The following is a 12,790-nucleotide window of genomic DNA, read 5'->3' as shown; positions in this document are numbered from 1 at the left end:
AAACGCGACTAATTGTCGTTTAGCTCATGTACAGCCGGAAGGATGTCGGGCATTTAACTGCGCGGTGAAACACCCAGTTCCTTCAGGCGGTCCACAGCTGTCGGTGGCATCGGGGGTGGGTTGGGGTCGCGGCTTGCCGCAACCAGAAGCTCGTCGCAGGCCGTTTCGGTGGTTTCGATCAGGCGGCGCAGAAATTCTTCCTTTTCAAGCCCCGGCGGAATGGGCGGCAGGACGCGGCACCGAATGGTGCCCGGAAAGCGCAGAAACTTGCGGCGCGGCCAGTAAAGCCCGGCATTATGGGCAATCGGCAAGACCGGCAGGTTCAGCGCATCGTAAAGATGCACGATGCCGTATTTATATTGCGGCGGCGCACCGGGCGCGCGGCGGGTGCCTTCAGGATAGATCAGGATCTGACGCCCTTCGGCAATGGCCTTTTCCGCGCCCTTGGTGATCGAATGCAGCGCCTTGACGCGCGATCCGCGATCCACCGGGATCATCTCCATTTTAGCGACGTACCAGCCGAACAGCGGAATGCGCATCAATTCGCGCTTCAGGATCAGAACCGGATCATCCAGATAGGGCAGGAACGCATAGGTATCCCAGGCCGACTGGTGCTTGGGCGCGCAGATATAGGCGCCCTCTGGAATATTATCGAGACCTTCAATGACGTAATCCGTCCCGGCAATGATCTTCTGGAGCTTGAGATTGACCCGCGCCCACAGCTTCGGCACGATCCAGGCCTTCTTGCGCGGCAGCAGGAAATAGAACGGCGTATAGACGATCATCTGAACCAGCGTGCAGATGTAAAACGCCGCATTGAAGAGGATTGAACGCAGATAGAGAAGCATCGTGTCGGCGAATGTCCCGGCTAGAGCACGTCCCGTAGAGAGAGACACAATCTCGAAAAACTGTCAGACCTTCGCTTTCCGAAATCTCGGGCACTCGTATATCAGGAACTGCCCCGTTTTCCATACAGAAAACAGTGACCGATTGTCAGGAATTTGCTGTTTGTTACCGATTGATTTTCTGACCGGCGACGCCGTTCAGGATGTCGAAGCCGAAAATCTCCGACGTACCGACGCGCACGACCGCGCCCAGATATTTGACATATTCCACGAACAATACGCGCAGCGTGTCACCCTCGGCAACCCAGCTTTGCCCGCGCCCCTCGGTGTTCACCACCGGATAGGGCACGAATTCCACGTCCTTCATCCGGTAGGACATTTCCAGAATGCTGCGCGGCATATGGTAATTGTTCGTCACGACGATCACCCGGTTATAACCGTTGTTGCGAATCCAGTGTTCGCTTTCCTCGGCATTGCCGATGGTGTTGCGTGCCGAACGGTCGAGATCGACACAGCAGTCGAACAGGCTCGGATCGGCATGGGTGGCGCGCTGTATCGATTTTTCATTCGTGGAAGGATGCACGCCGCTGATCAGCAGACGCTTGCCGCGTTTTTCCTGCAACAGATCGACCGCCGCCTGAATGCGGGACTGACCGCCGGTCAGGACCACAATGGCGTCGGCGGGTTCATCGATCACCGGCGGCGTCATGCTCGTCACCTTCTCACCGAAGGCGACAAAGCCAACGAGAAAAGCCAGAAGCAGGCCAAAAAGTACGATGGAAATGGGTTGGAAACGTCTCAGCATGCGCATCATGACAGACCACAGGAATCTGGCTGGCGCAAGCAGCAAGGATGAAGGGGCAACAACAGGGGGGCTGCGTCGCCAGACCACGGCGCCCGCTCGCATCTCTTCCGCTGTTTGTCCCTTTGCCACCGCATCGTTACTCGCCCGGTATCCGCCGCCCAATGCGTGCGCGATTCGCCCGTTGTTCCTCTGGCTATCATACGCAGCATTGCGGCGATAACTCGGAAAACTACCAGGAATTTGCGAGCGGCGGAGCGTATTGGGCCAAAAGATTGTCATTCGGAGCGCACTCCCGGACCATCCATGGTTGCGAGCTGGCGAATAACCGTCAGGCGACTGGTCAGCATGGTCAGGACACTGACCAGTATGATGATGGCGGCGGCGCCGAGATAGCCGCTGCGACCGATGGCGAAGTTCCCGAACATCGCCGCGGCCTGATCGCCTTCCGGCGTCGCCATATGGCGGGAAGCCCACCACGAAAAGATCAGGAAAACCAGCATGGCGGCGGCACCGCCGAACAGCGCGCCTTTCAGCGCGGTGCGGAAGAAATGCCACTCGAATTCACGCGCCACGAATTTCGATTCCGCCCCGATGAAATGCAGAACCTCGATGATGTGGCTATTGCCGGACATTGCGCCGCGCGTGGCGAAAATGACGGTGAGAATGGTGGCTGCGATCACCAGCGAAAGAACTGCCGTGCCGACCAGAACCGTGGTTCGCGCCATCGACACCAGCCGGTCCACCCAAGTCCGGTGATCGTCGAAACTGGCTGCCGGTATGGCGCGGGTCAGTTCCGCGCGCATGGTGCCGAAATCTGGCGGCGCGCTTTCGTCAATGGTCACCACGACAAGGCGCGGCACCGGCAGTTCGTCAATGTTGAGCCCGCTGCCAAGCCAGGGTTCCAGCAGACGCGCCGTAGCATCCTTGTCGATGATGTTCGTCGCCTTCACGCCTGCAAAGCCGCGCGCGATATCGCTCGCCTGTTGCAAGGCCTTTTCAATATCCTGCCCTTCGACCGGACGGATCTGGATGGTCGCCTCGCGCGCAATCTGGCTCTGCCAGGCGGCAGCCGATGCGCGGACCAGCGAAACGCCGCCCATGGTCAGGCAGGCGAGAAAGGTCATGATCGCGATAACGGTCACCAAAGCCGTGCCGGTGACGCTGCCATCGGGCACGATGGGGCTTGGCCCCTTGCGCTGTCGGCGTTTGCCGACCCGCACCAGAACCATGTCCTTCAGGTCTTCGAAACGAACCTTGAGGTCATCCAGAATTTTCTGCCAGCCGTTTAGGCGACCACTGCGGGGCTTATTCATAGATATCGAGCCGCCCATGTTCCAGAATCATGCGGCGCGCATTGACCTGATCCATCAGGGAAAGGTCGTGCGTCGCGATGATGACAGCGGTGCCCGAGCGATTAAGCTCCGTGAACAGGCGCAGCAGGCGCTTGGCGAGCGGCGGATCGACATTGCCGGTCGGCTCATCAGCCAACAGCAGTTCCGGCTGGTCGATCAGCGCGCGCGCAATCGCGGCGCGCTGCTTTTCACCACCGGACAGGACCGGCGGGAGAACGCCCATCCGGTCACCAAGGCCAACCCAGTGCAAAAGTTCCTCCACCTCATGCCGATAGGTGGCTTCTTCCTTGCCGCGCACCCGCAACGGAAGCGCCACATTCTCATAAGTGGTCATGTGGTCGAGCAGACGGAAATCCTGAAACACAATGCCGATACGGCGGCGCAGCAGCGGCACCTGCTTATGGTCGAGACGCGCCACGTCGTTGCCGAACACGTTGATCAATCCGCGTGTCGGCTTCAGCGCCATGAAAAGCAGCCGCATGAGCGACGTCTTCCCGGCACCCGAAGGGCCGGTCAGAAACTGGAATGAACGCGGCGGTATGTGGAAACTGACATCCTTCAGGATTTCAGGTCCCATTCCATATCTCAGCCCGACATTCTCGAAACGTATCACCGGTCAGTTTCTCTTTGTTCTTCGCGCGCGCGAAGCCTTCACGCGTCGCGCATCAATACCCGTTCGACCTTTACCCTCTATGGTTAATCTTGCGTTAAATCGGACCCGTTTCGGCCGTTAAAATATTCGCGAGCGAAGCATTAACCATTTTGCGGCAGCCTATGGGGCTGGAATGAGTGAGCAAACGCAAAGGAAGATGACTTCATGATGGCGAAGCGATCCCCCGCCGCAGACCATGCGCGCGCCCATAAGCGTGCCTCGACGTCTGCCGGTTGGCGTCACGCGCCCGCTGTCGAAGTCGAGGACGCCGAATTCGAAACTGTGCTGCCGGAACGTCGAAAGCCAGCCACGCCGCATGTGCTGCCGGGGTTCAGCCTTTTCCGCAAACAGCAACGCCCGGCGATTGCGACGGAAACCGCGAGCGGCCCCAGTGTTGCCTATTGGGTTCTGGTGGCCTTTTGCGCCACGACCGCCTTCTGGATGGCGGGCGGCTATACGATCATGACAGGCAAGTCGTCGGACGCCGTCGCCAGCGTATTGCCATCACTGCCGCTCGTTTCCGCGTTGAAAGTGACCGACATCACCAGCAATATCGCAGAGCGCGCCGAAGGCAATGTGCTGAATGTGGGCGCCAGCATCAGGAATGACAGCCACGAAACGCAGCCGCCACCGGCTCTGATCGTCAGCATCACCTATCGTGACGGACAAAAGCGTGAACGCCTGCTGGAACCGGTGCGCACAAGCATCGAACCCGGCAGAAACATCCGTTTCGAGACGATGCTGCCCGCCCTGCGCGGCACAATCGAGAAGGTCGATATCAGGATGGCGCGTCCGGCTTGAGCCCCGACGCGTGTTTCAAAAGCTGGATCGCTTACTGCCAGCAGCCGAGATTACGTCCCTTCAGATTGTGAGAATCGATCTCGACAATAAGCTTGGGATCCTGACGCAGCAGAACCATTGTGGTGCGCTGCTTGAGATCGATCTTCTGCCATCCCGCGCATTCGGTCGGTAGCGGCGTGGTGTCGATCTTGACCTTTTCCGTCCATGCGGTCGCCGTGCAGCCGGAAAGAGCGGAAACCAGCGGCACCGCCATGGCGATACCCCAAAAGATTCTCGATCCTCTGGTCTTAGGATGCATGTTCAAACCGCAAACTCCCTGTCTGCTCTACGACAGCCTTTGAAAATGGCTGTTCTTCGGTTACGGGCCTGCCCCGTGCCTACTCTTCGCTTATAACGCGCATGCAGCCCCCTTCGCAATAACCCGGCTATGGAAGTCAGCGGTCAAGCAACCCCGCAATTGCGTCATTCAGCCGACGACCGGTGACAACGCCCTCCGGGGCGCCATTGCTGCTCGCCCTTCGCTTCAGCCGTAGGGCACATGATTTACATTAATCAATTCAAGTGCTTATCAATCATATTATCGAATAACAACAATATAATTGGGGTAATTTTCGATATTTACTTTTAAAATAGTTCTACGAAGCAAAGCATAGACGCCATTCTTTGTTTTCAACAATATTGCCGGAAGAATATGACAGGGATATAGTTTTGGATATCTGATTCGCATTCGGCCAGTTTCACTACACCAACCTTGGGGATTTCCATGTTGAATAAACTATCGGCTGAGTTTTTCGGAACTTTCTGGCTGGTTTTCGGCGGCTGCGGCAGCGCGGTGCTCGCTGCGGCTTTTCCTGAACTTGGCATCGGCTTCCTGGGCGTCGCCTTTGCTTTTGGTCTCACCGTCCTGACCATGGCTTTTGCTGTGGGCGGCATTTCTGGTGGCCACTTCAATCCGGCTGTTTCGCTCGGTCTCGTGATCGGCGGCAGGCTTCCGGCAAAGGATCTTATCCCCTACTGGATCGCACAGGTTCTGGGTGCCATTGTCGCAGCGGCAGTGCTCTATCTGATCGCTTCGGGGAAAAGCGGTTTCACGGCGGGCGGCTTCGCCTCCAACGGTTATGGCGAATTGTCGCCGGGCGGCTATAGCCTGACCTCGGCCCTGCTGATCGAAATCGTCCTGACGGCGTTCTTCATCATCATCATTCTGGGTTCGACATCGTCGATCGCACCGGCTGGCTTTGCCCCCATCGCGATCGGTCTCGGCCTGACGCTGATCCACCTGATCTCGATCCCGGTGACCAATACGTCGGTTAACCCGGCTCGCTCCACCGGCGTTGCGCTCTTCGCTGAAACGGCTGCACTCAGCCAGCTCTGGCTGTTCTGGGTTGCTCCGCTGATCGGTGCAGCGCTCGGCGCGATCATCTGGAAAGGCCTGCTTGGCAAGGATTGATCCGCCCTCCCGGATCGACTAGGCCGACGTCATGTCGGCCTTTTTTTTCGCCCTTTTTCTTGAAGTCCTTTCCGCTTCGGGAATTGCCGACACAATTGCCACCAAAAAGTGATTCCGATCATGGGAAGGATGCTGTAAGTAACCCCTATCTTTCCTCGCGATGTTTTGAGCAATGTCTCCCTCAACCGATGCTTCTTCTGCTGATCGTTACGCAGCTTTTCGCCACTCATCTTTTAAAAAATACTGGGGCGCACGCTTTCTGAGCGCCTTTGCGGTGCAGATCGTCAGCGTTTCGGTCGGCTGGCAAATCTATGACCAGACCCGCGATGCCTTCAATCTGGGCATGGTGGGGCTGATGCAGTTTCTGCCTGCATTGCTGCTCGTTCTCGTAACCGGGGCCACGGCTGACCGTTTCGGCAGGCGCTTGATCATGGGCCTGTCGCTGGTTCTGGAAGCTGTCGTCACAGGACTGCTGCTCTCACTGACGCTTGCGGGGCTATTCGAGCCAGCGACCGTATTTGCGAGCCTCCTGCTATTCGGCATCGCCCGCGCCTTCCTCGGGCCATCCTCGGCATCGCTGGTGGTGAACCTTGTTCCGACCGAGGATTTTGCCAATGCCGTATCCTGGAATTCGTCGGCCTGGCAGGTCGCAACCATCGTTGGCCCCGTCGCGGGCGGCCTGCTCTACGGCATCTCGCCGGTCGCAGCCTACAGCATTGCCACGGTCTTTCTGATCGCGGCTGCGGTCCTCACCTTCTCGATACCAAAGCCGAAGCAGCATACGCTTGCAGAACAGCGTTCCCTGTCGAGCATGCTCGCCGGCTTCCGCTATATCTGGAAGGAAAAGATCGTGCTGGGCGCGATCTCGCTCGACCTTTTTGCGGTGCTGCTCGGCGGCACGGTGGCGCTGCTCCCGATCTATGCGCGCGATATTCTCGATCTTGGTCCGTGGGGGCTTGGCCTGTTGCGTTCCGCACCCGGCATTGGCGCGGTGTTGACCGCGATCTGGCTGGCCGGTCATCCGATCCGCGACCATGCAGGCCGGGTGATGTTCGTCTTCGTTGGGCTTTTCGGCCTGTTCAACATCATCTTTGGCGTTTCAACGCTGACGTGGCTTTCCGTCGTCGCACTGGCGCTGGCCGGTGCTGCCGATATGATCAGCGTCTACATCCGTGAAACGCTGATGCAACTCTGGACGCCGGATCATGTGCGCGGACGCGTCAATGCCGTGAATATGGTTTTCGTCGGCGCGTCGAACGAATTGGGCGAATTCCGCGCAGGTCTGATGGCGGCGGCTCTGGGTGCGGTTCCGGCAGTGGTGATTGGCGGCGTCGGCTCCATCGCCGTCGCGATGATCTGGGCAGCCATGTTCCCGCAATTGCGCAAGGCCCGCCATCTGCAAGGCCGGACTTGATGATCAAAAGGGCGAGCTACGGCTCGCCTTTTCTATCTGTACCCGCGCCTGTAGGGCATTGCGGTCATCCTCGCGGATGCCGATAAGCTCGGCGATGCGCCATGTCACGTCCGCTTCCACTTCGCTGACATCGCCATCGGCATAGACCATTTCCCACATCAGACCCACGAAATCGAGCCGCGCATTATAGTCCAGCTGACGCTTGAGAACGGATGTAAAGCTTGAAAAATCGATCGCTTCGCTATCGGCAGCCTCGGCGGCCTTGATGAGCTTCTTCAGCGCATCGCCCTTGAGATTATATTTCAGCGACAGCATCGCGGCGAGCTTCTTGCGCTCGCTCTCGCGTGTTTCTCCGTCGACATCCATGATGTGAAACAAAAGGGCAGCGGCGGCAAGTTTCGGATCATCGTTGGAAATATTTCCCGTGCGGTCACGAAAACCGTTGCCGGGCAGTTCTTTCAAAAATTCCAACAGACGATCGAACATTCACCCTCGCGAGACACATTAACGCTCAAGCGCCTCACCAGGGAAACGCCGACCTGCATATTTGCGAACCTAACGGGGGAAATACGGCAGGCAACGCGACAAACCGTCATGAAAGACGGTTCGACGCAGATGACGTCGCCAGCGTTGTTTTTAAGCAACGCTTTATTCAAGTGGAACTGGCTTAGAACAGCCGTAAACCACCCTGCACCTTGCGCGGTGTGCTGTTTTGATCCACACCCGGATCATCGACCACGAAATGACCGCGCTTGTCCTCTCCGTCTTCGACGTCATCGAACGAGGTTCCATCAAGCGGCGGTTGCGGAGTTTCATCGCGCTTCAGAACTGGCGCAGGCGGATCGTCTTTCACGGGCTCGGCGGCGGGCACAACCACTTCGGCCTCCACCACATCAAGCTGCGGCGCAGCTTTCGGAGGTGCGTCGCGAAGCGGCGGCGTCACCACCACGGGCACTGCCGGTTTAACATCCGGGACAGGCCCTTTGATTTCCGGCTCTTCGGCCTCAACAACCGGCGCAAGTTCGACAACCGGGACTTTCCATTCAAAGCTGTTCAGCCTGCCGGTAACCGGCGAAACTGGCGACCAGCGCTCGGAAACATAACCATCGGCAGTCCAGGCCGGATCGCGTGGCGCCTTGAGCGCTCTCGCGAGCCACTGACGCACCTTGCCCTGATCGCCGGTTTCGGCTTCCTCGATATCGGCCAGCAGCAGATAGGCGCTTTCGGTCGGGCGTGCCCGCAACACCTGTTCGGCATTGTCGCGGGCTGCCTTGAAATCTCCAGCCTCATAGGCCGCGCGCGCCAGAACGAGACTGCCTTCCGCAGTGTTGGAACGCAGCGACACCAGATGCCGCGCGCGTTTCAGACGATCCTGCGCCGTGTCGCCTGCGCGGGCATAGACATAAGCGGAAGCGATATCGGGATGCGGGGAACGCTTCCATGCCGCCTCCAGAATCCTGGAACCCTTGCGCACATCGCCATCGGTGAACAGCGCCTGCGCAGCCACGACAGCGGCAGGCACCAGATCGGGCGCAAGCTTGTTTGCCTCCAGCGCAATAGTCTTGGCATGAGCGTGATCGACATTCAGCGTTGCCATGGCCTTGGCGGTCAACAACGCTGCGCGTTCCTTCTTCACCGTATCCTTGCTGTGCGCCAGCGCCTGTTTGCGCGCCTCGACCAGTTTCAATGCGCCATCCCAATCGCCGTCGGCGCAGAATTGGCCCATCATTGCCGATGACGCCCATTCGAGCTGCGGCGCCTGCTTGGCAGCTTCCGAAGCATAATGACGGGACGCCTCGATTGCGCCGACGCGCTGCGCTTCGATATAAAGCCCGCGTAGGCCCAAAAGCTTGGTTTCGGGGTCTTCCAACATCGCCTCGAAGCCCTTGCGGGCATCGTCCGTGCGACCTTCAAGCATCGCCGTCTGCGCTTCCAGAAGTTTGATGAGCGGCTCCTGATCGGAATTCAGCAGCTTGCCCGCCTGCTTGGTCATGCGGCGCGCAGCTTCCGCATCGCCCGCACCGGCAGCGATCAGACCAGTCGAAAGCGACTGATATCCACGGTCGCGCTTGCGGGCGCGAAAATGGCGGCGCAGCGTGTAGGGCGACTGGATGATGCTTTTCACCAGCCACCACAAAAGCAGGATCGCCGCCACGATAGCCACAATACCGGCGACTGCCGTAATCAGCGGCACATTATAATGGTTGCCTGCAAAAACAACATCCAGCTCGCCCGGACGGTCAGCCAGCCAGGCAAAGCCGAAACCAAGGGCCACAACGATCAGCAGATAGAATAAAACACGCAGCATCGGCCCGCCCCCTTAATTGCCCGCCGGTGCCGCGGCACCCGCTTCTGCCGGTGCTTTCGGCTTGAGGCTGTCAGCAACCAGACGCTGGATCAGCGCGTCGGCGTCGCGCCGCACTTTCATCTGGTTCGCAAATTCTCCGGACACCGCTTTCGCATCGGCAGGGAGTTTTTCCCATTCACCGATGGCGCGCTCCAGATCGCCTGCATGAAGCGCTGCTTCCATACGTGCGGTCGTGGGTCCGACACCTTCGCCTTCCACATTGCCTGCGACGGGCCGAACACTCACCAGCCCCTTGGCGCTGGCAACGAGTTGATCCCAAACGCCCGCATCGGCGGGCAGCTTGTTTTCGGTGGCGACAATACGATTGGCGACGGGACCAAACCAGGCATTGAGGTCCGCCACGGTCGGCACGCCCGTATTGGCAAAGGCCTTGAGGCCCTCGACCGAACTATCCTGTGGCGCCAGCGACGCATAGGTTTCAAGCTCGGATTTGAACGAACCGCCGCGATCGATGGCCGTTTTCAGCGCATTGGCGGCAATCAGCGCTGTTGCATCCGGCTGGCGGGCGGCTTCGCCGACCGTTGCCTGCAAGGAGGTCAGCTTCGATTCCAGCGAAGAAATCGTGCCGGTATTACCGGAAACACCGGCTGCAGCCTGATCCGCCTGATTCTGGGCCGCCGACAATTTCGATTCCAGCGCGTCGAGGCGCCCGGTCAGCGCTTCAATGTCACCCGAAGCAGCGCCTGCACTCCCCTGCGGCAATGTCTCGACCTGCTGCTGCAATTGCGTCAGCGTGCCTGCGACCGCTTCAGCCTTGATTTCGGCGGCCTGAACATTCTTCTGCAAATCGGCAAATTGCGTGCGGCTCGCAGCGTCGAGCGGTGCGGGCGTCGGGTTGGTGCGCAGTTCTGAGATCTGCTGCTCCATCGCGGCCAGTTGCTCGGCGGTCACGCGCGCGCCGGGCGACGGAATGACATTGCCCCATTGCAGCGCAAACATGCCACCAAGCGCGATGACGCCACCGGCAATACCCGCCAGAAGATGCGACGCGCCGGTGCTTTGCTTCGGGCTGGAGTTGCCGACGGGCGGCACGGTTGAAGATGTGCCCGAACTCGTGCCCGGCTTTTCCGTTTCCGGTTTTACGCCAGCGGTGAAGGGCGGCCTTGCGGCATTTGCAGCCGGTTTCGGCTCGGCTTTCGTTTCAGCGGGCTTGGCGGTCGTTGCCTGAGCAAAGTTCCCGACCGGTTCGGCGGGCGGTGTCGTCCTGGCTCCCGCTTGTTCGTCGACACGCTTTACATCAGACGGATCGAGATTGATCGTCACGGGATTGCGGGCCGGTTTGGAATGTCGCGGGGTGCCGGATTTCGCCATGGGTCCTCTCGTAATCGTCGATTGCCTGCCGGTAACTCGGTGTGACTCTAACAGATAAAATCTTCTGTCGCAGGAAGGTTGCGTCTAAAAGAGTCAAAGTTTGGGAAACAGTCGGAAAAGTCCTGTCTCATCCGGCTGTTCCGCCACCAGCGCATGTCTCTGCCAGTTCGATGGCAGTTTTTCGGCCACGCGCGTCGATATGCACAAAAAACGGGTCTTATCGTTAAAAGGCGGGTCGATCCTGTCCATCGCCGCCACGAATGCTTCCGCAGCAACGCCGGAATAAAGCATCACCGCCGCAAGCCGCTGGGGGCCCAACAGGCGCTCAAGTTCGCTGCGGGAATAGTCGATGGTTTCGATATCATAGACATCACACACCGTCATATCGAGACCGGCTGCCGCCACGCGCTCTTCAAAGACCGGCTGACGCACGCGCCCGGCGAGATAAAGAACCCGCGCACCCGCAGGCAGAGCCTGACGCATCGTTTCGGCAAGCCGGACGGCATCGCCACCGCCTTCGATCACCTGGCCGAAACCGGCCTCACGCGCGGCCTGCGCCGTGCCTTCACCGACCGCGAAAAGCGGCAGATGTAACGGCAGAACGGCGCGCTCGACATGGCGGAAAGCATTGGCGCTTGTCACTGTCAGCGCTGCAAACGGAATGCCCGGTATCGAGAACGCCAGCGAAACCGTGCGGCTGAGCGGCAACAACACCGGCTCGAAACCCGCTTGCAAAAGCCGGGATGCCGTCTGCGAGGCTGCCGGTTCCGGTCGTGTGACCAGAACCCGTCTGCCTGCTTTCGCTTCGCCCGGCCCGTTCAATGTCAGTCCCAATCCGTGAAGAAATGCGGACCCGCAGCCGCACGTACAGTTCTGGCGGCTTCGACGCCGATTGCAGCCGCGTTCGCTGCCGTGCCGTCCAGCGTCACGTCATGCGCTTGCGCGCCATCCGGCGTCAGGATCATGCCGTGGAAATGCACGTTGTCGCCGTCCACCGTCGCCAGACCGGCAATCGGCGTGCGGCAGGAGCCGTCAAGCGCACCCAGAAATGCGCGTTCGCAGGCAAGCGCCACTTGCGTATCGCGATGCGCCAGCGGTGCCAGCAGCGCATCGATGCGCGTATCGCCGATGCGGCTTTCAATGCCAATGGCGCCTTGTCCCGGTGCCGGTGGGAAGGCAAGCGGATCGACCAGTTCGGTGATCGCCGCATCGAGACCGAGACGCCGGAGCCCGGCGCAAGCCAGAAAGGTGCCGTCCACTTCGCCCGCTTCAAGTTTTCGCAGACGGGTATCGACATTGCCGCGATACATCACCACCTGAATGTCCGGGCGCAAACGCCGGATCAACGCCTGACGGCGCAGCGACGACGAACCGACGATTGCCCCCTGCGGCAAATCCATGAATCGCCCGGCGGTGCGGCCGATGAAAGCATCGCGCGGGTCCTCGCGCTCAAGAAAGACGGAAAGATGCAGCCCCTCGGGCAGAACGGTCGGCATATCCTTGGTCGAATGGACGGCAATATCGATTGTGCCATCCTTCAGCGCCTGTTCGATTTCCTCGGTGAAAAGCCCCTTGCCGCCGACTTCCGACAAAGGGCGATCCTGAATGCGGTCGCCCGCCGTGGACATGGGCAGGATTTCAATCGCGTCTTCCGACAGACCATGCGCTTGCATCAGGCGGCGACGCGTCTCGTGCGCCTGCGCCAAAGCCAGCTTGCTACCGCGCGTACCAATCTTCAATGGGCCAATCTTCAAGGATGCTGTTTGCATATCGCGTCGTCCATGGTACCGGG

The 12,790-nt window shown here is 59.5% G+C and carries 13 protein-coding genes; 3 read left to right on the top strand and 10 right to left on the bottom strand.

Going from position 1 to position 12,790, the window contains the following annotated elements:
* Positions 1-53: 53 nt before the first annotated feature.
* From HWD97_RS20445 to ftsE, 4 genes are all read right to left on the bottom strand, one after another.
* Positions 54-848 (bottom strand): 1-acyl-sn-glycerol-3-phosphate acyltransferase, encoded by a 795-nt coding sequence (locus HWD97_RS20445; protein ID WP_109369914.1) that lies wholly within the window; start codon positions 846-848, stop codon positions 54-56.
* A gap of 163 nt (positions 849-1,011) precedes the next feature.
* Positions 1,012-1,929, bottom strand: a complete 918-nt coding sequence (locus tag HWD97_RS20440) for a YdcF family protein (protein WP_109369915.1) — start codon at positions 1,927-1,929, stop codon at positions 1,012-1,014.
* Positions 1,926-2,963, bottom strand: a complete 1,038-nt coding sequence (locus HWD97_RS20435) for an ABC transporter permease (protein WP_109369916.1) — start codon at positions 2,961-2,963, stop codon at positions 1,926-1,928. The genes HWD97_RS20440 and HWD97_RS20435 overlap by 4 nt, the downstream gene beginning before the upstream one ends.
* The gene (ftsE, locus tag HWD97_RS20430; protein WP_210261380.1) at positions 2,956-3,579 is read right to left on the bottom strand and encodes a cell division ATP-binding protein FtsE; all 624 of its coding nucleotides are present in this window, start codon (positions 3,577-3,579) and stop codon (positions 2,956-2,958) included. The genes HWD97_RS20435 and ftsE overlap by 8 nt, the downstream gene beginning before the upstream one ends.
* 240 nt (positions 3,580-3,819) lie before the next feature.
* Between ftsE and HWD97_RS20425 the strand changes: the two genes are divergently transcribed.
* Positions 3,820-4,455: a hypothetical protein gene (locus tag HWD97_RS20425; protein WP_371835488.1), complete on the top strand. Its 636-nt coding sequence runs from the start codon at positions 3,820-3,822 to the stop codon at positions 4,453-4,455.
* Positions 4,456-4,486: 31 nt separating this feature from the next.
* Here the strand turns inward: HWD97_RS20425 and HWD97_RS20420 are convergent, their stop codons facing one another.
* Positions 4,487-4,753: a hypothetical protein gene (locus tag HWD97_RS20420; RefSeq protein ID WP_109369919.1), complete on the bottom strand. Its 267-nt coding sequence runs from the start codon at positions 4,751-4,753 to the stop codon at positions 4,487-4,489.
* Between the two features lie 465 nt (positions 4,754-5,218).
* Between HWD97_RS20420 and aqpZ the strand changes: the two genes are divergently transcribed.
* Both aqpZ and HWD97_RS20410 read left to right on the top strand, forming a co-directional pair.
* Positions 5,219-5,905: an aquaporin Z gene (aqpZ, locus tag HWD97_RS20415; RefSeq protein WP_109369920.1), complete on the top strand. Its 687-nt coding sequence runs from the start codon at positions 5,219-5,221 to the stop codon at positions 5,903-5,905.
* A 172-nt stretch (positions 5,906-6,077) separates the two neighbouring features.
* Positions 6,078-7,319 carry an MFS transporter gene (locus tag HWD97_RS20410; RefSeq protein WP_109369921.1) on the top strand — a complete coding sequence of 414 codons (1,242 nt, stop codon included), beginning with the start codon at positions 6,078-6,080 and terminating at the stop codon, positions 7,317-7,319.
* 3 nt (positions 7,320-7,322) lie between these two features.
* Here HWD97_RS20410 and HWD97_RS20405 read toward each other — a convergent pair whose 3' ends face one another.
* From HWD97_RS20405 to hemC, 5 genes are all read right to left on the bottom strand, one after another.
* Positions 7,323-7,805: a TerB family tellurite resistance protein gene (locus HWD97_RS20405; RefSeq protein ID WP_109369922.1), complete on the bottom strand. Its 483-nt coding sequence runs from the start codon at positions 7,803-7,805 to the stop codon at positions 7,323-7,325.
* A gap of 181 nt (positions 7,806-7,986) precedes the next feature.
* Positions 7,987-9,627, bottom strand: a complete 1,641-nt coding sequence (locus HWD97_RS20400; protein ID WP_109369923.1) for a heme biosynthesis protein HemY — start codon at positions 9,625-9,627, stop codon at positions 7,987-7,989.
* A gap of 12 nt (positions 9,628-9,639) precedes the next feature.
* Complete coding sequence (locus HWD97_RS20395; RefSeq protein ID WP_171317141.1) at positions 9,640-10,998, bottom strand: COG4223 family protein; 1,359 nt, start codon at positions 10,996-10,998, stop codon at positions 9,640-9,642.
* Positions 10,999-11,091: 93 nt separating this feature from the next.
* Positions 11,092-11,820, bottom strand: coding sequence for a uroporphyrinogen-III synthase (locus HWD97_RS20390; protein WP_371835487.1), 729 nt, complete (start codon positions 11,818-11,820; stop codon positions 11,092-11,094).
* 2 nt (positions 11,821-11,822) lie between these two features.
* On the bottom strand, positions 11,823-12,767 hold the full coding sequence (gene hemC / locus HWD97_RS20385; protein WP_109369926.1) for a hydroxymethylbilane synthase: 945 nt from the start codon (positions 12,765-12,767) through the stop codon (positions 11,823-11,825).
* Positions 12,768-12,790: the final 23 nt, after the last annotated feature.

It is taken from the genome of Ochrobactrum sp. C6C9, from assembly GCF_022627935.1.
In the GTDB taxonomy this organism is placed as follows: Bacteria; Pseudomonadota; Alphaproteobacteria; order Rhizobiales; family Rhizobiaceae; genus Brucella; species Brucella teleogrylli.
The sequence above is the reverse complement of the archived record's forward strand: the minus strand, read 5'-3'. Positions and strand labels throughout refer to the sequence as shown.